Genomic DNA, 24,134 nt, shown 5'->3' with positions numbered 1-24,134 from the left:
TATATCTGTAAATTAAAGAAAAGAGCTATGTAAGATAGCTCTTTTCAATCAAATCCTTTTAAACGGTTACTAAGTTTTTTCTTTCATTCACCTCAAAATTAAATCTACTTTTTATCATTTTATTAATTTGTGCTGTTGAGTTAGCAAAGCCTAAACTTGCCTTTATGAAAGAAAATTCATAGTCATTTAATAATTCGATAAATGCAGTATTAACAAAAGATGAATTTAATGCCGTTACTCCTTCAAAAGATACAACAACTTTCTCATTTTGTTTAAAACTGTGTCTTATTAAATCTTGAATGATTTGCCCGTCGTCATTCGAATAGCAACGTCCTACATGATCTAATACATTTATTAGTCCCATCCGAAATCCTCCTCATCTGATATAATATTTTCTATATTATCGGCCTTTAATATTATTTGAATTAAAGTGCCTGGATAATATGATGGTGATACCTCATATTCTACGTCAATGTCAGTGTTTCCTGCTTTACAAGTTAGTATACCATGGTTAGAGTGGATATAGACTTCTCCCCCATTGTCTCTCACGACGTTATCTACCAACGTAGCTAAACCTACACCTCTGTTTCTTGGAGTGCTTCTTGTAGAGAACCCTGCTTCAATTGCCATTTCTAAAGCTTCCCCATCATTTATTAGCGGATATTCCTGTTTAATATTATGTGGAATACCAACACCAAAATCTGATATAGCGATATGTACTGTATTTTCATTACCCTTATTCGGATAATGTTGTGCAAAGATACAACCTGTATTCTCTTGTGCATGGTCTCGAATGTTGTTAAAAATTTCTTCTAATGAAATTCTAATATTGTCAACAGATTCAACAGTAACATCTAGCCTGTGTGACAACCAATAAGAAAACCTTTTTCGTAGGAATTGATAACTATGCTCATATGCAACTAAAGTTAGCGGGATAGTTGTGGGTCTCAAATCGGCATCTACTCTTAATTTCTCTCCGAAATATTGTTCAAAAAATAAAGAGTCATCCAAATACTTAACAGCATCCCTATCACTTAATCTCGGTAATATCTTTTCACATGTAACACCACTTTTATTTAACCATTGAAATAAATTACCGAGTATGGTCACACCAGCTGGTTCAATAAATGTTAGTTGTCGGAAATTAAACACAATCTCTTCATCTTTAGGTTTTAAATCATGGTCAATTACTTCTTCTAACAATTTATACATCGACTGACGATTAAATCCTTTTGGAACCATTACTTCCATACTTCTAAACCCACCCATCTTTTATATCCTATACATGGCAATATGTACTTTATGTCTTTCTCTATTATAGCTTTTTTGTCGAATATTGGAACAAATAAATGAAACAGTTTGCTTAATAAACATCAAATTATACCTTTTACAAAAAATACGCTAACATGCTATCATTCTTATACCACTACCACATATCACAGCTTGTATCTAGAAAATGATTATGACGAGGTGAAAATCATGGCATACTTTCGTAAACGTGGTGAGAAGTGGTCTTTTACTATGGATGTCGGCAAAGACCCACTCACAGGTAAACGGAAACAAATCACTAAAGGTGGTTTCAAGACAAAGAAAGCTGCCCAAGAAGAAGCAGCTAAAGTAACAAATGATTTAGCAAATGGGGATTATGAGAATAGTGATATTCGCTTTTCTCAACTCGTAGAAATCTGGATGCAAGAAAAAGAGTCTTCATGTAGGCCATCAACATTGTATCAATACAAACGCATTCTACGCTCACGTGTTACGCCTGAATTTGGAGTTAAGAGGTTATCAGATATAAAACCTCTGACAGTGCATAATTTTCATCAGAAGCTGCTTAAAGAGGGGCTAACTACAAAATATATTTCATCAGTTGATGTTATGTTAAAACAAATCCTCGATAAAGGCGTAGAGTTAGAAATGATTAACTCCAATCCTGCAAAAAAAGCAAAGCGGCCAAAAGTGAAAAAGAAAGCACAAGCTAGTTGGACAATTGAACAAGCAATGAAGTTTATGGAGTACGCAAAAATAAAAGGCAGTTATTATATTGCATTTGTTTTAGCACTGCATACAGGCATGCGTATCGGTGAGGTATTAGCTTTACAGTGGGATGATATTAATTTCGAGAATAAAGCTATTCATGTGCAACGAACGTTAACACTCGTGGATGGCAAATATGAATTAGGTGAAACAAAAACAGAAGCATCTAATCGTGTGATACCGATGACAGAAGAGTTAACGGAAGAATTGATGGAGTATCAAAATCATAAAAAAGAGAATTCCTTCGATTTATTAATTTGCACAAGAAATAAAAAAATCGTACATCCATATACGATACGTTACCAAATGAAAGCTTTGTGCGAAGCAATAGACGTACCGTATATTAGATTCCACGATATCCGAAGAACGTTTACAACTATTTTAATCGATTCTGGTGCAAATGCAAAGGTTGTTTCGAAATTACTTGGTCATACAAATGTTTCTACAACTTTAAATATTTATACTGATGTTTATGAAGAGCGGCAAATTGAAGTAACTGAAATGCTAGGAAATGTATTAAAAAGTGGTCGAAGTGGTCAAAATGTGGTCAGTGATGAAACTAAAGAAGGTTAACCCCCGTGGTACAAGTGATATAATGCATTTATAGTGTAAGTTTTTTCTTTACACTATAATGAAGTCATCATAGGAAATAATATATAGATTATCACGTTTTCCAAAAAGATGCTACATCGAAAGGAGAGATTACCATAAAAGCCAGTGGTATTGTTGTTGAATATAACCCTTTTCATAACGGTCATGCTTATCATGTGCAACAAACAAAAAAGTTAACACAGTCTGATATTATTATCGCCGTTATGAGTGGTCCTTTTTTGCAGCGTGGTGAGCCAGCACTCATCTCCAAATGGTATCGTACTAAAATGGCCTTAACAAACGGCGTGGACCTTATTGTAGAGCTTCCGTATGCATTTGCAACACAAAAGGCTGAAACATTCGCAAATGGCGCAATTTCCATTTTAAACGCCCTTCGTGTTTCTGAAATTTGTTTCGGTAGTGAAGATGGGCACACTGAAAATTTTTATAATACTATTTCTGTACAAAAAAATGAAGAAGAGACTTTTAATCGTCTTGTAAAACAATTTATGAACGAGGGGAATAGTTACGCAAAAGCAACATCTGAAGCCTTTCTACACATTTTACCATCCGAAAAAAACATCGATATGTCACAACCAAATAACATTTTAGGCTTCCAATACATAAAAGCGATTCTCTCACAAAATAGTTCTATGCAATCGCAAACTATAAAAAGATTTGCCTCTCATTATCATGATGAAACGTTTAATGACCAACATATTGCAAGTGCAACGAGTATTCGTAAACAACTTTTTAGCGAGAATGGTTCATTTACAGCAATTGAGCCTTTTATCCCGAAAGCAACCGCTTCTCTTTTAGCAAATTATAAACAAAACTACGGGTTATTACATAATTGGGAACAATATTTTTCATTTTTTAAATACAAACTCATGACGATGTCTCCAGAGGACTTACGACATATATATGAAATAGAAGAAGGTTTAGAGCATCGTATTTTATCAAAAATACAGGACAGTTCATCTTTCTATTCATTCATGGAAGCATTAAAAACAAAACGTTATACATGGACTAGATTACAAAGAGCTTGTACACATATTTTAACTAATACAACAAAAGAAGAAATACATAAAGCAAATATAGAACAGCATGCACCGTATATTCGTCTACTTGGCATGTCACAAAAAGGACAAACTTACCTTTCAAAGAACAAGAAAAAAATAGAGCTTCCAATCCTTACCCATACAAAAACATTTAACCATCCTACTTTAGATATAGAGCGAAAAGCAAATTCTGTATATTTCTCCATAATACAAGAACCATTACGGACACAAGTACTAAAACAAGACGTAACACACCATCCAATTCGTTACAATGAAACAACTACAACATTTCTATAAGAAAAACCTCTCTATTTCAGAGAGGTTTATTTTTTCCTACCCATTTTTTCCAAATAAGTTAACGCATCATCCAGTGTATCCACCGGTACAATTTTCATCTTTGTTTTAATATCTTTCGCAGCCTCAAGAGCGTCTTTATAATTCGATTTCTCCGCACCCTTTTCATTTGGCGCAAAGAACACTTCAGCTCCCGCATCACTAGCAGCTACTACTTTTTGCTGAATACCACCAATGGGACCAATTTCTCCCTTTTCATTGATTGTACCTGTTCCAGCTATTTCATGTCCGTTTGTTAAATCTTCTTCAACGAGCTGATTATAAATTTCTAAGGTAAACATTAAACCCGCTGATGGCCCCCCTATTTCATGGGAATCAATTTTCACTTTCGGATCTACCACTAACTCTCTTTCTGTAACGATAGAGACACCTATTCCAACGCGGCCATTTCCATTAGGAATTGTCTTTACATTTAAATTTTCTTTAAACTGTTTTCCGCCTCTCTTGTATTCAATATTTACTGTATCTCCCTCTTTTTTCCCTGTCATATACTCAATAAATTGTTCCGTCTTTTCGAATGTTTTTCCGTCGACAGCTATGATAATATCTCCAAGCTTAAGCTTCCCTTCTGACGGCATTCCCTTTGCCACACCAGCAACTAGTACCCCTTTATTTTCAAAAGATACGGAACGATTTGCACGTTTATATGCATTATAAATTGCGGCGTTTTGTGAATCTTTCATTGCATAATTTTGACGAAATTGATATTCTTCATCACTCTCACCTTTTTGCAATATTTCTTCCGCCTTCGAAACGTGTGTATATTTATTAAATTGCGCGGCTATTAAATTCACAACATTTGCAGGCCCCATTGAGACTGTGACAAGCATAAAATCACCCGACTCTTTAGTTCCACCATCAACTTGCACGTACGGCGCTAATTTCGCGGCCATACCTGGTTTTGTCACAAAGTATGGCAAACGCACATAAACAAGTAGCATCGCCAATATAACCCCTATTAAAATTGCATATATAAACCGAAAACGCTTAAACATTATGTTTCTCCTTCCACTGCTCAATTAGTAAATAAATGTTTGAAATATGTTTTTCTGCTTCCACTTCTCCGACCCTAATAATGTCTTCAATATGTGTAAAAGCACGCGAACTAAATTGTTCTACTGCTGGCTGCATCATTAAATCTGATGCTATTTGCCGATTCATCACAAGTTCATGTTGCATGATTTCAATACTCTGCATAATTACATCATAAATCGATGTAATCTCTCCATTCACCTTAATTGGAGATACATCAACAGCAATAACAATATCAGCCCCTAAATCTTTTACAACTGACACGGGAATACGGTCAATTACCCCTCCATCCACTAATAAGCGGCCAGCTATTTTCTCTGGAACAAACACCCCTGGCACAGATATACTTGCTCGAACTGCCTCCGCAATCGGACCGCTTGTAAAAACAACTTTTTCCCCCTTCAAAATGTCAGTAGCCACAACAGCCGTCGGGATATCTAACTCTTCTAAATTTTTATTATATGTAAACATTTTAATCATATCTTTGATACGTTTTCCAGCAATAAATCCCATTTTAGGAACTGTCAAATCCAAATAATATTTCCTTTTAAAAACAGCGGCCAATCTATACAGCCTTTCAACGTCACAACTCGCTGCATAAAATGTACCAATTAATGCTCCTATACTACTACCTGCTACCATATGAATAGGGATGCCAGCTTCCCTCAACACTTTTATTACCCCTATATGAGCAAAACCTTTTGCACCTCCGGATCCAAGTGCTAAACCGATTTTTGGTTCCTTCATTTTTCTCACCCTTTAATTTTTTTCATTCCTTTTTCATACTTATGGTCTAAATTCACCACATATCCACGTATACTGAAATGAACGTTTTTGGGACAAAGGGGGATTTTCTTACATGTACGAAAAATGGAAAACTGCTTTTCTTACCATATCAATGCTGTTTTTAACCTTTTCTCTTGTACTCCACCCCCAAGCTGCTTTGCAAGCTTCAATTCGAGGGTTAAATATATGGTGGGAAGTTGTATTCCCTTCACTACTACCGTTTTTCATCATTGCGGAACTTCTAATCAGTATTGGTATTGTAAAATTTATCGGTGTTATATTAGAACCACTAATGCGTCCATTGTTTCGTGTTCCAGGGGTAGGCGGGTTTGTTTGGGCAATGGGAATGGCTTCAGGATTCCCCGCTGGCGCCAAATTAAGTGCTAGACTACGCAAGAGCAATCAACTAACACAAATTGAAGCGGAACGACTCGTATCTTTCACAAATTCTTCTAATCCGCTTTTTATTTTCGGAGCGGTTTCTATTGGTTTTTTCAATAATCCGAAATTAGGGCTCGTATTAGCAGCAGCACATTATATAAGTAACTTTATCGTCGGGTTACTGATGCGCTTTTATGGTAGTAACGATACTTACATAAAAGAAAAACATACGAATCAAAAACGTGCCTTTCAAAATCCTTTTTCCATTCTCCACCAAACACGTATGCAAGAAAAAAGGCCAATCGGAAAACTACTTGGTGACGCTATCGTTTCTTCTATTCAAACACTGCTCATGATTGGTGGGTTTATTATTTTATTCTCTGTTTTAAATAAAATGATTACTGTTTTCGAAATTACAGAAGCGCTTTCTTTTATTATGCAACATATTTTATCATTCTTCCAACTTACTTCCCAATTTAATATTCCGATATTATCCGGTATTTTTGAAATGACGCTTGGAAGCCAAATGATTAGCCAAATAAATGAAACAACACTTCTTCAACAAGCGATGGTAACAAGCTTCATTTTAGCATTTAGCGGTCTTTCTATTCAGGCACAAGTAGCAAGCATATTAGCGGAGACAGATATCCGTTTTAAACCATATTTTTTAGCTCGAATTATCCAAAGTATTATCGCTCCTATTTTCACTTTTATATTTTGGGAACCATTTTATGAAAAAGTTCATTCTGTCTCGCCTACACAAGAAGATATTCCCGTATTTTTATTGAATCATTCTTTTACACTAAATGATATTTGGACAGCATTTATACACTACGGACCAATCTTCACCTTATTTTGTTTATATTTATATGTTATCTTATTGTTTTTACGTATTTATAAAGAAAAACCCCGTTCACTTTAACGGGGTTTGAAACTTTTCTTTTAAAGCTCGCTCTACAATCGGAGGAACAAGGTCTACTACACTTCCTCCATATCTCGCAACTTCTTTCACAATACTTGAACTTAAAAATGAATATTGATTGTTTGTCATAATAAAAAAGGTTTCTATATTTTCATCTAATTTTCGATTCATTGAAGTAATTTGCATCTCATATTCAAAATCAGAAACCGCTCGCAAACCACGTAATATTGCATTTGCATTACGCATTTTTGCATATTCCACCAATAATCCACTATGTGAATCAACCTTTACATTCGGAATATCCTTTGTCGCCTCTCGAATTAACTCTAAGCGTTCTTCTACCGAAAAGAATGGTTTTTTTGATGAATTATTTAAAACAACTACATATACTTCATCAAATACTTTTGCTCCCCTTTTAATAATATCCAAATGTCCAAGGGTAATTGGATCAAAACTCCCTGAAGAAATAGCTATACTTGTCATTCCGTCCCCTCACCTTCATACTTATAAATCGAAATTGCTGTAATCCCATAGTTTTCTGCTCGTACTTTTACAAGTTCTCCTATAGAGTCAGGTAAAACCACATCATCCCCATGCTCTGCCATAATGATTCCATCTTTATTTAACAATCCATGTTGATCCATCACACTAACTAAAGACACAATTTTTTGAGCTTTATATGGAGGGTCTATTAGTATAAGATCGAATGATATTTCACGCTTTATAAGTGCCTTTACCGCACGTTCCGCATCATTTCGGTACACTTCAGCTTGTTCTTGTAGTCTACAGCTTTCTAAATTTTGATGAATGACTTTTATCGCCTTACTATCTCGGTCAACAAAAATCGCTTTATCAATCCCTCTACTTATGGCCTCAATTCCAAGACCACCGCTACCACCAAATAAATCAAGAGCGATACCACCATCATAATAAGGACCTATCATATTAAAAATAGATTCTTTCACTTTATCTGTCGTTGGACGCGTTGTATTGCCAGGTACCGCTTTAAGTGGGTGCCCTTTACATTTTCCTGAAACTACTCTCATCTGTTGTCACTACCTTTATTTCAATCTATAGAGCGATTACAGCAAATTCATTTCAATTCGGTAACCGCTACCAATTCATACTATTTCATACATTTTTCATTAATCTGTCATTCGACTAATTGAAAACCTCAGTTAAAATAACTGCTCGCTACTTCTTCCAAATTCATTTCACTATTTGCAAGCAACAACCCTCTATGTATATCAGTTCCACTTTACCTTTTTTATCCTATCATAAAATAAAAAAAGAAAAATAAAAAGCCTAACATAAATTTTAATTTCATTATGTATATCTTCATTTAGATTGGACATAAATAAATATAACAACATCACCTTCGATGTTGTTGCCAACCGCGGAGAAGACTTACGTTTCCCCATAAGTTCTTCCTCCGGTTTCTCCTCTCCCTTTTCCTTCTTGCTAGTTCATACTAGTATAAGAAGGGCCCTGCATTGCAGGGTTTTTTTCTTTGTCTACTTTTCATTTAAAAAGTGAGATGGTACAGTAAAAGAAAGAGGAGGAAAAAATATGATTCAACGCTTTATAGAACTCGGAGAAGGCTACTCTGATTTATATGAATTACTTGAAATTGCCAAAGCAAACAAAGAACGTATAACACATATGTTACAATTTGAAACTGTAAAAAACGAAAAAAAGTGTGTTCACTTGTTGTAATACTAAAACCTACAACTACTGGTGATTTCCAGCCATTATACATATGTCGTGAAGGCATTCCTGTACTTGAAAATAAAAAAAGCAAACGTGTTATTTTATTTGAAGAAATGGCAGAACAATTAGGGAAAAAGGTTACTACCTTTACTGTAAAACCGTCGACAACTTTCCCTGAAAAAGAACTATTTTTTAATCATCTAATTGGTATTTTACGAATGAACAATTTCATTCCTCCAATGAAGTAACACGTTATTTTAAGTAAAAAATCCCCCGCTAAATTTAGCAGGGGATTTTTTTATTAGCTATAATCGTATTCCTTTGCCCGATCAGGACGTGAATTTTCGAATTCCGTTTTTAAAAATGGGCGATACGACTGTTCTACTTTTTTTACAAAAGGAAGTTTATTCAATTTTTGCATCATATGCTCAATTTGTTCCATATCACAATATACAACCGCATATTTCAATCGTTTTGATATGTAATGAATGTTACCATATTTCCTTAAAATCTTGGCATGTTTCAATGAATGTAAATAAACAATCATACTTTGTCGTTGCCCGAACATAATCTTCTCCATCTTCTCCTTTTAAAAACTTATATTCTTGTATTTTATGAAAACCAATCAGAAATTTATGACATTAAAGGACAAACTCTGTATACGTTTTCTTCTATATTCTAAAAAACAGGGTAAATTACCCTGTTTTTTTACAACCACAACCGCCTCCGGTACCACAACCACCGCCACAGCCACCCGCATCAAAAAACGGATTTCCTGTTGGAACTTTAACAGAAGGAGATACCTCAGAACCAATTGCTACACTAACTTCATCTAATAACTTTTGTAAAGCAGTTTCTGCTCTTTTAAAGGCTGCAACCTTATCATGCATATCTACAGAACGCTTTAATTCCCTCATTTTCGTCGAAACGAAAGTATAATCAGGATGATATTTACCAAAACGTTGCACTTCTTCATATCGCTCTTTCATCGCTGTAAATTGCTGAATTAGCGTCTGGACTTCTATATCTTCTTGTAAATCCTTATAATACTTACGATAATCTTCTGCTATATCTGAACAGATAATCGCTTTTGCAAGCTGCTCTGCCTTATCTAAAATCAATACGCTTTCCAGCGTCGCTACAATCATGAGAGACACCTCCGAGTATTCATCATAACACATTTAGAACAGAACTACTAATTGAAGTGTCTCACCTAAAAGAAAGATATGATTCTAACTACTTTTCATACAATCCCCTTACACTCTTTATACACTAATATGCTCCGCAATATTATATTTAAGAACATCCCATTTCCCGCTATTCTCTTTCACATAGCTAATACATGCGTTTTTTAACGGCGTTTTAAATGTAATTTCATCTGGTGCAATTGCGTGTAAAATAGCTTTTATTGCATGTGAATGTGCAACAATGATAATACGTTTATCTCCATGTGCTGCTGCAACCTCTTGTAAAGCCGTAAAACAGCGCTCTACAATTTCTTCATCCTGCTCCATTCCTTCTACATTACCATCTGCAATTAACTCTCTAACGGCCGCAACTGGTTTCCCAGAAGCTTCCCCAAAATTACGTTCCATAAATCGCTCATCTAATAAAATAGATGGTAATCCAATAGCCCCAGCAATTTCCTTAGCTGTTTCTTGCGCTCTAATTAACGGGCTACTTATAAGGACATCCCACGATTCCGCTTGCAAGGCAGCTGCGCTTTGACTCGCTTGCTTTTTCCCAACTTCGTTAAGCGGAATATCTTCGCGTCCTTGAATAATCTCTTGAAAATTCCAATCAGTTTGTCCATGTCGTACTAAACAAATTTCCGTCATGCTGCAACTCCTTTTTAAATAATCCGATTCTATTGTAACAAAAGTTTTGCATGACGGACATAGTTTTCACCTTCCAATTACGTCACATTTTGCTGCTTCATATACTGAAACATATCAATCATAATTGAAGCCACCGCTAATTGGTTTTGAAATTTTTCCACTTTATCCGGTATTGTTTTTTTGAAATGCTGCATAGCAGCTAACTCAAAGGCTTCTTTTTCTTCTGGATTACGGGTTAATTTCCGATACCAGTACGGCTGTTCCCGGATATAACGAGTTAAATCCTCATCAGCTTTTATAAACTCCATAATATCTGCTCTCATCCTCTTTCCTCCTAATCCTTTTGAAAGAAAAATGGATTATTTTCAGAAGTACTTTGTTCTTCTTGCGCGCGGTTTCCTTGAAATTGTTGTATAACTTGTTGCACACTACCAATCGCACTCGTTACATTTGCTAAATGTTGCTGCATTTGTTCTACGTCTAGCTTTTTAAAAAAAGAAAGCATTTGTCCCATCACATCAGCAGTTTTTTCTTCTTCAGTTTTTTCTTCTTCAGTTCTATCTTCTTTTTTCACTTTATTTTTTTTCACTGAAGAAAAAGTAGGTGCTCCATCAGGTCTATACGCTGCCCATATTCGATCCTCTTCACCGAGTAAGTACCATTCTTCATAAAATTGCTGCCAAGTTTTTTGGCCACCTCTAACCTCATGAACCATTTTAGGGTGATGGTTTACAAATTCTTTAAACTGCTGAACCGATGGATGCAACGGCCCTTTTGTTGTCGGCATAATCCTCACCTCTTCATGTATATCTACTATATTGTAAGAAAAAAAAGGCGCATGGTTCGCCCATTTTCAGACGATTCATGCACCTTTTTATTTTCGAATAAAGTTTTGAGTATAAAACTTATCATATACCCCAACACCTAATCCAGTGAATTGCTCATTTAATAAATTTTTTCTGTGACCTTCACTATTTAACCAGCCTTGTACCGCTGCAATTCCATCACTATGTTGCGCCGCTATATTCTCACCAGCAAGTTGAAAAGCTACTTGACCACGTTGCAAGCGATCTCCTAACGTACCAAAAGTAGGCGAGTCATGGGAAAAATAATTATTATCCTTCATATCTTTACTATGGCCAAATGCAACGTCTGCCGTTTGTTGATCCCATGTTAACAATGGTAATTCATGACGACTTCGAATAATATTTGTTAAATCTAGAATTTGCTGCATATTTCCATTTTCTACTTGCTTCACTTTTTCTGGAGTCAATGGTTGTTCCGCTATTAATTCTCCTGAATAAACAAGCTGATAGGGTCTTTGGCGTAATAAAGTTTCATCATCCATATAACGAACACCAACAAGCTCATGCGTAAAATGATCAAAGTATAATTGTGCCCATCCATCTTCTACAGGTATTAGTGGTTGTTCCATTACTTCTGTATCAGATAACTCAAATTGATAACTATTTTTCCCTCTTTTTAATGAAATCTCATGTGAAATCGGATTCTTTTTATATACTTCTTCATACTTTTCATTTATATAATAAGGTGTCACCTTAACTTGTTCACCAGCAACATACGCCGTTACAACTTTACGTTCAGCAACTCCAAATTGAACATACTGAGTTAAATCTTGATTATACACCCACCATTCATATCCATAAGCAGACGGCTCTATTCGAGACGGTTCGCCCCACTTTGCTAATAAATTCTCAGAGTCCCCACCAATCATATTTAAAACTGTGTCTGAGGTTTCTTCATTTATTTGCTTTTTCTTTTTCACAATTTTATTTTCTTGCTTAGAGTGAGATGGGGTTAGTATATATTGCGAAACGAGTAATTTCCCGTATAAATCCACAGCTAAAATTAAAAATGTAATGATTACGATACGTAATACTTTTTTCAAACGATATACCTCCTGAACAAAACATAAAATTGAGATATACACAAATCCTTTTCTTTCCTTTTTTGTGTGTACCGTACTCTTTTCACTATATCATATTTTCACGAAAAAAGTCTGGATTATCCCTTTTCTCTCAATATGAATTGCACTTTCTTATTATTCATACTATTATAAAAATAATAACGTAACATTAAGGAGGAGGTATTTTATGCAATTTACAAATACGAAGTTTAATGACGCAGTCGTAGATTTAACTCTTTTAACTGAAATCATGGAAAACAACCATTTTGTACTCGCTGGACAGTGGGATTATGAACGCATTACATATGATTATAAATTTGAAATCTTAAAGGATGTTTATTATTTACGTGTACAAGGTTTTGCTGTTGAGGGTGACATCGGCGGTAGACACGCTCAAGTAAAACTATTACCCCCCTTATTAGGAAAACATTATTATCCTCATGGCGTTGAATATGGTGATGATGAGATTTTCCCAACGAATGTACTTCAAAAAAGCGAACAACTCCTACAAAATATTGAAAAAGAATTGAAAGAATTTCAGATTATTGAATAACAAAAAACGAGAGCATCAATAAGATGCACTCGTTTTTATTTTGTCTGCAAATAAGGGGGTAACTCTTGCAACTGCTCTTTATCCTTTTCACGCTCTCTACGTGCCCATTTAAAGAACACATAGCCAATAATCGTACCGTACACTATTTCCTGGACAATTTTCATAATGATACCGCCTGTTTGTTGGTCTTGTACTACCGGCATCCAATGTAAAAATTCTGGTCCGGTTATATTTAAATCTGATAAAGTACCCGCTGGTACACAAAGTTCCATCGCCTTCATCCAAGCGGCCGGATCCGTATATGTTGCAAATAATGGTGCAGTCGCAAAAATTATTAATGCACAAGCTGGTGTTAATAAAATACCATTAGCAAACATGTAACCAAGCTTCTTTATATCACTTAACGTTTGATATTCCGGCAACGGATTCAACATCGGCCACCACATCATTATTGCTGCAAAAAACAATACAGCAAGGCAAATAGGATGCGCTATTTGACTTTGTTTTACTGTATCAAAAACAACTGGCAAATGATAAAAGGAAAACAGACCGTTAAATACGAACAACGCAATAAGCGGCTTTGCAAAAACCTTTAGCACAATTTGAACGAACTTAAAAGAAGTAATATATTGATATAACCATACAGGTATACCAAGCAGTAATAACGGGGGAACTGCAATATACATTATTGCCATTTCAAACATATGTGCGCTAAATATAATATGACCAATTAAATCAATAGGTCCTCCCTTTACAAAATACAAGAGGACAATCCCAGTCGTAAAATAAAAAATTTGCTTCTTACTTACCTTCGTCGCATTTTCAAATCGCGTTCTATATGGTCCAATAATTAAAAAGTACCCAATAAGAATCGAAAGCATAAATAATAAAAAGATCGGACTCCATAGAGCTTGAAAACCAAATATCCACAAGTTACTCATTGTCACACCCACCTTCTTAAGGTTATCCTTTCACATAATGTGAAGAGGGAGCTGTGACAACACAAGCTCCCTTATTTTTCACTTTTCAAATCCACACGATCGTCATAAAAGCTAAAATTGTAATTAACCCTATTAACAGACCAGAATAAAGAAAGAAACTTGCTGCTTCATGTCCTTTATGACTCATATGCATAAAATAATACAATTGAAAAATTACTTGTACCACTGCTAATAGTAAAATAAACGGTACAGAGAAAGTCGGACTAAAAGTTTTCGGATATGCAACTGCTACAAATGCAACTAATGTTAAAAAAATCATTAATGCAAACGTAATAACTTGATGCTTCATCTCCTCCGCACTTTTTCTCTTCCGATAAACAAGATCAACTTTAGGATTATTCGTTTGCTTTACGGCCATTGTTTATCCCACCATTCCCATTAAATATACTACAGTGAAAATAAACACCCAAACTACGTCAATAAAGTGCCAATAAATTGATGCAACATAAAACTTTGGTGCGTTGTATAAATTTAAACCTCTCTTCGCATTTCTAAAGATTAATGTTAAAATCCAACATAATCCAAACAACACGTGGAGCCCGTGTGTACCAACAAGAGCATAGAATGCAGAACCAAATGCACTACTTCTCATAGTATGCTTAAATTCATGCGTATAATGATAAAACTCATATATTTCAAACCCCAAAAATCCTAAGCCAAGCAACACTGTTACAAGTAACCAAAGTTGCATTTTCTTAAAGTTGAAATTTTTCATATGATACATTGCATATACACTCGTTAAACTACTTGTTAACAAAAGCATCGTCATGATGAAAACGAGTGGCATTTGAAACATCTCTTGAGATGTTGGTCCGCCATTTGTAGAGTTCTTTAACGCTAAATATGTGCCGAATAAGGAAGCGAACAACACCGTTTCGCCTCCAAGAAATAACCAAAAACCGACAAACTTATTTTTCCCCTCAAGGGTTGCTTTTTCAGGCTCTGCTGGAAATGTTTCATTCGTTAATTTTTCATCTACATGCATTATGCCTTGCCCCCCTTATCCTCTAAATCTTCTTTATGAATATGATATCCATGATCATCGACTACTGAGCGAAGGAACATTGTGCCAAATGTAATGATTAAACCAATAATTGCTACTAACAACCAAAACTTATCTTTTCCACCCTGCATATACATCGCACCAAACGCGGCTATAAATAAACCTAAAGAAATGATAAACGGTGAAAACGAAGGGTTTGGCATATGAATATCACCAACTGGTTCCGCAGCTGTCATCTCTTTATTACCTTCACGTTTTTCAATCCAAAACGGATCTAATCCGCGAACAAATGGTAATTGTTTGAAATTATATTCTGGTGTAGGTGCTGGCATTGTCCACTCTAATGTACGTGCATCCCATGGGTCACGACCAGCCTTCTCTTTTGACACTGTTGTTTTAATTACATTGAATAAAAGAACGATTGTGCCAAGAGCCATAAATACTGCTCCAATAGAACTAATCATATTCCCCATTTCTAATCCTTGTCCCTCTAGGTATGTGTAATAACGACGTGGCATACCAATTAATCCAAGGAAATGCTGAATAAAGAACGTTAAATGGAAACCGATAAAGAATAACCAAAATGTTATCTTTCCTAGCGTTTCATTTAATACCTTATTAAACATAAGTGGCCAATAATAATGTGCACCTGCAAGTAAACCAAATACAACACCGCCGACAATTACATAATGAAAATGTGCTACTACAAAATAATTATCATGAAATTGATAATCAGCTGGTGCAGATGCAAGCATAACGCCTGTAACTCCACCCATAACGAATGATGGAATAAAAGCTACCGCCCACATCATTGGTGTCGTAAACCTAATACTTCCACCCCACATTGTAAAGAGCCAGTTAAATATTTTAATACCTGTCGGAACTGCAATTGCCATTGTTGCAACTGAAAAGATAGCGTTCGCAACAGGACCAAGACCAACTGTAAACATATGATGCGCCCATACCATAAACCCTAAAAAGCCGATTAATACAGTCGCGAACACCATCGATGAATAACCAAATAATCTTTTTTTCGAAAATGTGGCGAAGATTTCTGAGAATATTCCGAAAGCTGGGAGTATAAGAATGTATACTTCTGGGTGACCGAAGATCCAGAATAAATGCTCCCATATAATTGTATTCCCGCCCAATGCCGGATTAAAGAAACTTGTGCCAAATAAGCGATCTAGCATTAAAAGACCTAATCCTACAGTTAATGGAGGAAATGCGAATAATATAAGTGACGATGTTACAAATGTTGTCCATGTAAACATCGGCATGCGCATATAGGTCATTCCTGGCGCTCGCATATTAATAATTGTAACTAGGAAGTTAATACCTCCAATTAATGTACCAATACCTGATATTTGCAAGCCGAGTACATAAAAGTCAACACCATGCCCTTTTGAGGCTAAAGCTAAAGATGCATACGATGTCCAACCTGCATCAGGTGCTCCTCCTAAAAACCAACTTAAATTTAAAAATACTCCACCAAAGAAAAACAACCAGAATCCGAGTGAATTCAAAAACGGGAACGCCACATCACGTGCTCCAATTTGAAGTGGTACTGCGGCGTTCATAAATGCAAACACGAGTGGCATAGCTGCGAGGAAAATCATTGTTGTACCGTGCATCGTTAATACTTGATTATAAGCATCCCCAACAAGAAAAGCATTGTTAGGAATCGCTAACTGAAGGCGAATAAATAGCGCTTCTATTCCGCCTATTATAAAAAATACTCCACCTGCAATTAAATAGAGAATGGCAATCTTTTTATGGTCTACTGTCGTTAAATAATCCCATATGACAGCACCCATCCCCTGTTTTTTTGCTACAGAACTCACGTTTTCAACCTCCCCTTCGCAAATGATCCCTCTTTACTTTTCAATCTTTAACGTTTGTAAATATGCATTTAATGCATTAATTTGATCATCCGTTAAATTGCCATATTTACCAGTCATTTTATTACCTGGCTTCATATTTTCAGGATCTTTGAGCCATTTTTTTAAGTTCTCTTCATTGTTTTCGGCAATACCAGCAACTGTATCGCGATCTGCAAAGTTTGCTAGGTTCGGTGCGATACGAGCAGAAGGTGGTCTACTATCATTTGATCCAACCGCATGACAACCAATACAGCTTTTATTAAATATTTCTTGGCCTTCTTGCGCCTTCGTAGAAGCTACTTCTTTTTTTCCATCAATCTTCTTCATATCAGCAAGCCATTTTTTGTACTCGCTTTCATCCAGAGCTTTCACTTTGAATTGCATTAAAGAATGTGATGGGCCACAAAATTCTGTACAAAAACCATTATAAGTGCCCGATTTATCTGCCTTTAACCACATTTTGTTTACATTATCTGTATTTGTATCCATTTTCCCAGCTAAAGATGGAACCCAAAACGAATGTTTAATATCGGCACCCTTCAAATTCAAATACACTTTCTTACCTGTGGGGATGACTAGATCTTGAGAAGTTACTATTTTTTCTGATTTATAAGAAAATTCCCACCAATAAAGATTCGCTGTTACATCAACAACGATAGTATCTTTATCAATATTCTTTTTCTCCATCGCACTTACATCAGCAAGCTTGAATGTATATGTAACAGTCGGAACAGCCAAGATTAACAAAAGAATAATCGGAATAACTGTCCATATAATTTCTAGTTTGTGATTTCCTTCAACTTGCTCTGGAATATAATCTTCCTCACCCTTTTTTTGTCGGAAACGCACAATTACATATAAGAAAATAATAGTAACTACAAGTACTACTCCTATCATGATTGCACTCGCTAATAAGAGCAAATCATATTGCATTTTCGCTACTTCTCCTTGCGGAATTAAAGTAGATTGAAAGGCTTTACCGCATCCCCCTAACAGTAAAGCCAGCAGTGAAACGAACGAAAGCAGTCGCCACTGTTTCTTCATACAAACAACCCCCACTTTCTTTGTGAATTAGATTGTACTTTATAGTTAAGTAAAGTAAATCTCAACGTAAAGAAATCCAATCATGTCGTTGTCTTAGAAGAATGTAACTACAATCATTGACACAAATAAGATTGTTAAGTAATTCAGGGAATAAACAAACATTTTTACGGACCATTTGATGTCATCTTGCTTACGGAAGCCATAAAACCCTAGTACGATCCATCCGATGTTAAGCAATGTTGCAATTACCATGAATGTTATTCCAAGCCCACTCATATAAAATGGTAGTGGTAATAAACATACTGTCCAAATCATAATCTGACGTTTCGTAATATCAAATCCCTGTACAACAGGAAGCATTGGGATTCCTGCATTTCGATATTCATCAACACGTTTCATCGCTAATGCGAGGAAATGTGGGATTTGCCAAATAAACATAATTAAAAATAACATCCAAGCAATTGGATGACTTAAAGACGGATCAATTGCCGCCCATCCAATTAAAGGTGGAACTGCTCCTGATATACTACCTACAACAGTATTTAATGTATATTTTCTCTTCGTCCATAACGTATATAAAACAACGTATGTGAAGGCACCAATAAATGAGATGAAGACTGCCATTGGTGTAGTAAGTAATAAAAATGCAAATCCAAGTAGTAAAATTACAAGTCCAAATGCCAGTGCAAATCCAGGTTTATATTTACCTGTTACCGTTGGACGGTTTTTTGTTCTTTCCATTAATGGATCGATATCTCGGTCAATGTAGTTATTTAAACAACATACCCCTGCCATAATTAATGCAGAACCAACGATTGTGAAAAATAGCTTATCTAGATGGTCCATAACACTTAATCCATTAAAATGTAAAGCCAGCCAAAATCCTGTAAATACAGTAAGTGTATTTGAGTTTACAATCCCCATTTTAACGAGTGCTGATAAATCTTGTAACCGAGTTGTTTCCGGTACACTTGAAACAGCTGACTCATCATGCAGCTCACTTGTTGCATGGCTCATCACTTTAACCCCCTCTTAAACCTATCATCTTTCTTAGCTTTTATTTCATATGAAATATTTCGCTTTATATAGCAATATTATTACAGTAGAAATATTGTTAACCCATTCTACTACTAATCTACGCCCATACTCCAATATATTAAATCATATTTCCCGAACATTTTGTGAAGAAAACATGAACTTTTTGTGTCGAATGTTAAAAAACTTTATTCTACTCTATCCTTATCATAACACGATGTTATCTTCTATAATAAACTATTTTGTCATATTTAGCATGTATTCTCCCTATTTCTTTTTAAAATCGCCTTATTTTCCCCTAAAATATGTATGTTAATCCCCATTTTTTTCTTCGCGATACGTACATTGCCTACACCCTTCATTTCTTTGCTATTTTATTATTTTTTATATATCATAGGACTGTAGCACGTTTTATTCTATACATAATGGAATGAAAATATTTCGCAATAACTTCATAGCAGAAAGATGGTGAAAGAGATTGCAACGCTTTATTAAATGGTTAGCAGTCATTACAAGTCTCGATTTACTAATAGTTTTACTAGGAGGCGCTTTAGTTACAAAAACAGGGTCAGGCCAAGGATGCGGTAAATCATGGCCACTTTGTAACGGTGAATTGATTCCATCTAATTTATCAATGGAAACTATTATTGAGCTAAGTCACCGCCTTACATCAGGATCAGCAGGAATCCTTGTTACTCTTCTTTGTATTTTGTCCTGGAAATATTATAAACATGTGCGCGAAACAAAGACGTTAGCAATTTTATCCTTCGTATTTTTAGTGGCCCAAGCATTAATGGGAGCGGCGGCAGTTGTATGGGGACAAATGCCTGCTGTATTAGCTATCCACTTTGGTATTTCCTTAATTTCATTTGCTTCTGTTATCTTGTTAACGTGTCTTATTTTTGAAATTGATCAAAAATTCGATGCACGTTCTCTTATTATGGACAAAAAAATGAAATTTCATATTTATGGTGTAACAATTTACAGTTATATCGTTGTCTACACAGGAGCTCTAGTACGTCACGAACGAGCTAGCTTAGCCTGTCCAGACTTCCCTTTGTGTAGCAAAAATAGACCTATGCCAACTCAACTACATGAGTGGGTTCAAATGGGACATAGAGTTGCAGCGATGTTAATTTTCGCTTGGATACTATATGCGATGATTATCGCTATTCGCCATTACAAGCAGCAACGTGTAGTATACTGGGGATGGATCATTTCATTTATCCTTGTTACACTTCAAGCTGTAGTAGGAGTTTTAGTCGTATTTACAAATGCTAGTTTAGCAATGGCATTATTACATTCACTCTTCATTTCTTGCTTGTTTGCTGTACTATGCTATTTAGTTATGTTAGGTACAAGAAGTACAGTCAATGCAAAAGAAGCTGAATTGACTTCTAAGCAAAATAAAACAAAGTAAAACTTTAATACCTTGCCGAATTGGCAAGGTATTATTTGTAATAAAAAAAGAGCTGCTTTCACACAGCTCTTTTTCTTTATTTTAATGATCTAATTCAATAAGTAAATCTCCCGTTTGAATTGCATCTCCATCATTTACATATACTTTTTTCACTTTACCATTAAATGGCGCTTGAACTGTCGTTTCCATTTTCATCGCTTCTGTAATCGCCATGGAATCACCTTTTTTCACTTCATCGCCCTCTTTTACAACTACCTTAATAACTGTTCCTGGCATCGTTGCGCTAATGTGGTTTGGATTTTCACGATTCCCTTTCACACGTTGTGCAACTGTCGATTTCACACTTTCATCTTTCACTACGATTTCACGTGGTTGGCCGTTAAACTCCAAGTAAAGCACACGATTTCCATCTGGCTGAGGCTCTCCAATTGATACTAGTTTAACCATCAATGTTTTACCTTGTTCGATTTCCACATCGATTTCTTCACCTAGTCTCATTCCATAGAAGAATGTCGGTGTATCAAGCACAGATACGTTTCCATAAAGCTCAGCAACTTTTTCGTAGTCCATAAATACTTTTGGATACAACGCATATGCGACTACATCAAAAATCGTCACTTCGCGTCCAAGTTTATGGAATAACTCTTCTTGTAAAGCATCGAAATCTACTGGCTCTAATAATTCACCTGGTCTTACTGTTAATGGCTCTTTCCCTTTTAAAATTATTTCTTGTAATTTTTTCGGGAAACCACCATATGGTTGTCCTAAATCTCCCGAGAACATTTCAACAACAGATCCTGGGAAGTCCATAGAATGTCCACGCTCTAAAATATCTTGTTCTGTTAGGTGATTTTGAACCATAAATAATGCCATATCACCGACAACTTTAGATGATGGTGTTACTTTTACAATATCGCCAAACATATCATTAACACGGCGATACATCACTTTAACTTCATCAAAGCGATCTCCTAAGCCAACTGCTTTTGCTTGTTGTTGAAGATTACTATACTGTCCGCCCGGCATTTCATGCATATATACCTCTGTGTGAGGAGCATTCATACCACTTTCAAATGGAGCATAGTATTTTCGTACATCTTCCCAATAATGAGATAGTTTTTCTAATGAGTCTATATTAACATCTGGCTGTCTTTCGTTTCCACCTAACGCATAGTATAGTGTATTCGCACTTGGTTGTGACGTTTGACCAGCCATTGAACTCACCGCTACATCGACAATATCAACACCTGCTTCAATCGCCTTTGTATACGTTAAAATACCATTTCCGCTCGTATCGTGTGTATGCAGATGAATTGGAATCGACACCGTCTCTTTTAATGCTGAAACTAAATCATATGCTGCGTTTGGCTTTAGTAAGCCCGCCATATCTTTAATTCCTAAAATGTGAGCTCCTGATGCTTCCAACTCTTTTGCTAAGTTTTTATAATAATTTAAATCGTATTTACTACGTAGCGGGTCATGAATATCTCCTGTGTAACACATTGTTGCTTCTGCAATTTTACCAGTATCTCGTACAGCATCAATCGCAACTCTCATACCTTCTACCCAGTTTAAGCTATCAAAAATACGGAACACATCAATTCCAGCTTGAGCAGAACATTCCACAAATTTTTGAATTAAATTATCTGGATAGTTTTTGTAACCTACTGCATTTGAAGAGCGAAGTAACATTTGGAATAAAACGTTTGGCATTTTTTCACGAAGATCTAGTAATCGTTCCCATGGATCTTCTTTCAAGAAACGATATGCAACATCAAACGTTGCACCGCCCCACATTTCTGCTGAGAATAAGTTTGGTAACATTCTCGCTGTCGGCTCTGCAATGTGATGTAAATCTTTTGTACGAACACGAGTTGCAAGTAATGACTGATGTGCATCACGGAATGTTGTATCAGTTAAAAGTACACGCTTTTGATCTTGTACCCACTTTACTAATCCATCCGCTCCGCGCTCATCCAAAATTTGTTTCGTTCCATTTTGGATTGGCTCTGAGTGTATCACATTTGGTATACGAGCATCTGGGAAAATTGGTTTCTCTTTTTTCCCTACTCCTGGGAAGCCATTTACTGTTACTGTACCAATATAATTTAACATTTTTGTTCCGCGGTCTTTACGTTTCGGGAACAAGAATAGTTCAGGTGACGCGTCAATAAATGAAGTGTCATATTCTCCTGATAAGAAGTTTTTATGTTTTACTACATTCTCTAGGAATGGAATATTTGTTTTAATACCACGAATACGGAATTCTTTTAAGTTACGTTCCATTTTTGCAGCAGCTTGTTCAAAAGTAAGTGCCCAAGTAGTAACTTTTACAAGTAAAGAATCGTAGTACGGTGTAATAACTGCCCCTTGGAAACTATTACCTGTATCAAGACGAACACCAAAACCACCGCCTGATCGGTACGCCATAATTTTCCCTGTATCCGGCATGAAATTATTTAGTGGGTCTTCAGTCGTTACACGAGATTGGATTGCAAATCCGTGCACAACCACTTCCTCTTGCTTAGGAACACCTACCATTTTACTATGTAATGCATGTCCATCAGCTATTAAAATTTGCGATTGAACGATATCCACTCCTGTAATCATCTCTGTAATCGTATGTTCAACTTGAACACGTGGGTTTACTTCAATGAAGTAAAACTCATCACCTTTTACAAGGAATTCTACCGTTCCTGCATTTAAATAGTTTACATTTTTCGTTAACTTAACAGCAGCATCACAAATACGTTGACGCAAATCATCTGAAAGCGACACGCTTGGTGCAATTTCAACTACTTTTTGATGGCGACGTTGCACAGAACAGTCACGCTCGAATAAATGAACAACATTACCTTCTTCATCTGCTAAAATTTGTACTTCTATATGTTTAGGTTTTTCAACGAATTTTTCAACGTATACTTCATCATTACCAAAGGCTGCTTTTGCTTCTGATTTCGCGCGATTATACGATTCTCTTAACTCTTCACTAGCACGTACTATACGCATACCGCGACCACCACCACCAAGCGATGCTTTAATAATAATCGGGTAATCATACTTTTCAGCAAATTCTGCGACTTCTTCTAATGAATTTACTGGACCATCACTACCAGGAATAACTGGAATTTGTGCTAACTGCGCTTGTGTTCTTGCTTTAACTTTATCTCCAAACATATCTAAGTGCTTACTTTTTGGACCGATAAAGATAATTCCTTCTTCTTCACAACGTTTTGCGAATTGAATATTTTCTGACAAGAAACCATATCCAGGGTGGATTGCATCTACATGATTACTTTTCGCAATCTCAATAATGCCTTCAATATCTAGATAAGCATCAATTGGTTTTTTCCCTTCCCCAACTAAATAGGACTCATCGGCTTTATAGCGATGATAAGAACCGCTATCCTCTTTCGAATAAATTGCAACTGTGTTTAATCCAAGTTCTGAACATGCTCGGAACACACGAATTGCTATCTCTCCACGGTTAGCTACCAATACTTTTTGAATACGTTGCAGCTTTGTCATGATTTTCCCCCTCTATTTTCCTACCACT

At 35.9% G+C, this 24,134-nt stretch carries 24 protein-coding genes and 1 pseudogene; 6 read left to right on the top strand and 19 right to left on the bottom strand.

Features of this window, described 5'->3' with window-relative positions; translation table 11 throughout:
- Positions 1-58: 58 nt before the first annotated feature.
- Both CDB3_RS04600 and CDB3_RS04595 read right to left on the bottom strand, forming a co-directional pair.
- Positions 59-364 (bottom strand): STAS-like domain-containing protein, encoded by a 306-nt coding sequence (locus CDB3_RS04600; protein WP_128853605.1) that lies wholly within the window; start codon positions 362-364, stop codon positions 59-61.
- Entirely contained in the window at positions 355-1,269 is a 915-nt protein-coding gene (locus CDB3_RS04595; RefSeq protein ID WP_256869603.1) for an ATP-binding protein, read from the bottom strand. The genes CDB3_RS04600 and CDB3_RS04595 overlap by 10 nt, the downstream gene beginning before the upstream one ends.
- A 210-nt stretch (positions 1,270-1,479) precedes the next feature.
- Between CDB3_RS04595 and CDB3_RS04590 the strand changes: the two genes are divergently transcribed.
- Positions 1,480-2,610, top strand: coding sequence for a site-specific integrase (locus CDB3_RS04590; protein ID WP_128853604.1), 1,131 nt, complete (start codon positions 1,480-1,482; stop codon positions 2,608-2,610).
- A gap of 149 nt (positions 2,611-2,759) precedes the next feature.
- Complete coding sequence (locus tag CDB3_RS04585) at positions 2,760-3,986, top strand: nucleotidyltransferase (RefSeq protein WP_128853603.1); 1,227 nt, start codon at positions 2,760-2,762, stop codon at positions 3,984-3,986.
- Positions 3,987-4,012: 26 nt separating this feature from the next.
- On the opposite strand, the gene CDB3_RS04580 is transcribed toward CDB3_RS04585, so the two are convergent.
- A complete protein-coding gene (locus CDB3_RS04580; RefSeq protein ID WP_128853602.1) occupies positions 4,013-5,038 on the bottom strand; it encodes a SepM family pheromone-processing serine protease in 1,026 nt (341 codons plus the stop codon).
- A complete protein-coding gene (locus CDB3_RS04575; protein ID WP_128853601.1) occupies positions 5,031-5,822 on the bottom strand; it encodes a patatin-like phospholipase family protein in 792 nt (263 codons plus the stop codon). Before CDB3_RS04575 ends, CDB3_RS04580 begins: the two co-directional genes overlap by 8 nt.
- A 112-nt stretch (positions 5,823-5,934) precedes the next feature.
- Between CDB3_RS04575 and ylbJ the strand changes: the two genes are divergently transcribed.
- A complete protein-coding gene (gene ylbJ / locus CDB3_RS04570; protein WP_128853600.1) occupies positions 5,935-7,164 on the top strand; it encodes a sporulation integral membrane protein YlbJ in 1,230 nt (409 codons plus the stop codon).
- On the opposite strand, the gene coaD is transcribed toward ylbJ, so the two are convergent.
- On the bottom strand, positions 7,156-7,647 hold the full coding sequence (gene coaD / locus CDB3_RS04565; protein ID WP_000200601.1) for a pantetheine-phosphate adenylyltransferase: 492 nt from the start codon (positions 7,645-7,647) through the stop codon (positions 7,156-7,158). The genes ylbJ and coaD overlap by 9 nt on opposite strands.
- Positions 7,644-8,210: a 16S rRNA (guanine(966)-N(2))-methyltransferase RsmD gene (gene rsmD, locus CDB3_RS04560; RefSeq protein ID WP_001266992.1), complete on the bottom strand. Its 567-nt coding sequence runs from the start codon at positions 8,208-8,210 to the stop codon at positions 7,644-7,646. Before rsmD ends, coaD begins: the two co-directional genes overlap by 4 nt.
- A 523-nt stretch (positions 8,211-8,733) precedes the next feature.
- Between rsmD and CDB3_RS04555 the strand changes: the two are divergent.
- Positions 8,734-9,122: pseudogene (locus tag CDB3_RS04555) on the top strand (DUF7147 family protein).
- Between the two features lie 53 nt (positions 9,123-9,175).
- Here the strand turns inward: CDB3_RS04555 and CDB3_RS04550 are convergent.
- From CDB3_RS04550 to CDB3_RS04525, 6 genes are all read right to left on the bottom strand, one after another.
- The gene (locus tag CDB3_RS04550; RefSeq protein ID WP_002088292.1) at positions 9,176-9,442 is read right to left on the bottom strand and encodes a YlbG family protein; all 267 of its coding nucleotides are present in this window, start codon (positions 9,440-9,442) and stop codon (positions 9,176-9,178) included.
- Positions 9,443-9,569: 127 nt separating this feature from the next.
- Complete coding sequence (locus CDB3_RS04545) at positions 9,570-10,022, bottom strand: YlbF/YmcA family competence regulator (protein WP_070144653.1); 453 nt, start codon at positions 10,020-10,022, stop codon at positions 9,570-9,572.
- 117 nt (positions 10,023-10,139) lie between these two features.
- The gene (locus CDB3_RS04540; RefSeq protein ID WP_097830895.1) at positions 10,140-10,712 is read right to left on the bottom strand and encodes a histidine phosphatase family protein; all 573 of its coding nucleotides are present in this window, start codon (positions 10,710-10,712) and stop codon (positions 10,140-10,142) included.
- A 77-nt stretch (positions 10,713-10,789) separates the two neighbouring features.
- Positions 10,790-11,035: a YlbE-like family protein gene (locus CDB3_RS04535; RefSeq protein WP_097830894.1), complete on the bottom strand. Its 246-nt coding sequence runs from the start codon at positions 11,033-11,035 to the stop codon at positions 10,790-10,792.
- 11 nt (positions 11,036-11,046) lie between these two features.
- Entirely contained in the window at positions 11,047-11,499 is a 453-nt protein-coding gene (gene ylbD, locus CDB3_RS04530) for a YlbD family protein (protein WP_128853599.1), read from the bottom strand.
- 87 nt (positions 11,500-11,586) lie between these two features.
- The gene (locus CDB3_RS04525) at positions 11,587-12,621 is read right to left on the bottom strand and encodes a CAP domain-containing protein (protein WP_128853598.1); all 1,035 of its coding nucleotides are present in this window, start codon (positions 12,619-12,621) and stop codon (positions 11,587-11,589) included.
- A 205-nt stretch (positions 12,622-12,826) separates the two neighbouring features.
- Between CDB3_RS04525 and CDB3_RS04520 the strand changes: the two genes are divergently transcribed.
- The gene (locus CDB3_RS04520) at positions 12,827-13,192 is read left to right on the top strand and encodes a YugN family protein (protein ID WP_097830891.1); all 366 of its coding nucleotides are present in this window, start codon (positions 12,827-12,829) and stop codon (positions 13,190-13,192) included.
- 35 nt (positions 13,193-13,227) lie between these two features.
- On the opposite strand, the gene ctaG is transcribed toward CDB3_RS04520, so the two are convergent.
- The 6 genes from ctaG to cyoE form a co-directional block, all read right to left on the bottom strand.
- Positions 13,228-14,133, bottom strand: a complete 906-nt coding sequence (gene ctaG, locus CDB3_RS04515; RefSeq protein ID WP_128853597.1) for a cytochrome c oxidase assembly factor CtaG — start codon at positions 14,131-14,133, stop codon at positions 13,228-13,230.
- 85 nt (positions 14,134-14,218) lie between these two features.
- Positions 14,219-14,551 carry a cytochrome c oxidase subunit IVB gene (ctaF, locus tag CDB3_RS04510; protein ID WP_098498823.1) on the bottom strand — a complete coding sequence of 111 codons (333 nt, stop codon included), beginning with the start codon at positions 14,549-14,551 and terminating at the stop codon, positions 14,219-14,221.
- A gap of 3 nt (positions 14,552-14,554) precedes the next feature.
- Positions 14,555-15,178 carry a cytochrome c oxidase subunit III gene (gene ctaE, locus CDB3_RS04505; protein ID WP_000557861.1) on the bottom strand — a complete coding sequence of 208 codons (624 nt, stop codon included), beginning with the start codon at positions 15,176-15,178 and terminating at the stop codon, positions 14,555-14,557.
- On the bottom strand, positions 15,178-17,013 hold the full coding sequence (ctaD, locus tag CDB3_RS04500; protein WP_175472357.1) for a cytochrome c oxidase subunit I: 1,836 nt from the start codon (positions 17,011-17,013) through the stop codon (positions 15,178-15,180). The genes ctaE and ctaD overlap by 1 nt, the downstream gene beginning before the upstream one ends.
- A gap of 60 nt (positions 17,014-17,073) precedes the next feature.
- On the bottom strand, positions 17,074-18,123 hold the full coding sequence (gene coxB / locus CDB3_RS04495) for a cytochrome c oxidase subunit II (RefSeq protein WP_071746861.1): 1,050 nt from the start codon (positions 18,121-18,123) through the stop codon (positions 17,074-17,076).
- A 93-nt stretch (positions 18,124-18,216) separates the two neighbouring features.
- Entirely contained in the window at positions 18,217-19,140 is a 924-nt protein-coding gene (cyoE, locus tag CDB3_RS04490) for a heme o synthase (protein WP_128853596.1), read from the bottom strand.
- A gap of 496 nt (positions 19,141-19,636) precedes the next feature.
- On the opposite strand from cyoE, the gene ctaA reads away from it, so the two are divergent.
- Positions 19,637-20,578, top strand: coding sequence for a heme A synthase (gene ctaA / locus CDB3_RS04485; protein ID WP_097830887.1), 942 nt, complete (start codon positions 19,637-19,639; stop codon positions 20,576-20,578).
- Positions 20,579-20,659: 81 nt separating this feature from the next.
- Here ctaA and pyc read toward each other — a convergent pair whose 3' ends face one another.
- Entirely contained in the window at positions 20,660-24,106 is a 3,447-nt protein-coding gene (gene pyc, locus CDB3_RS04480; protein WP_128853595.1) for a pyruvate carboxylase, read from the bottom strand.
- Positions 24,107-24,134: the final 28 nt, after the last annotated feature.

This window comes from Bacillus sp. CDB3 (assembly GCF_002081505.1).
GTDB lineage: Bacteria > Bacillota > Bacilli > Bacillales > Bacillaceae_G > Bacillus_A > Bacillus_A cereus_AT.
Note: the sequence above shows the minus strand (reverse complement) of the source record. Positions and strands in the feature narration are given on the sequence as shown.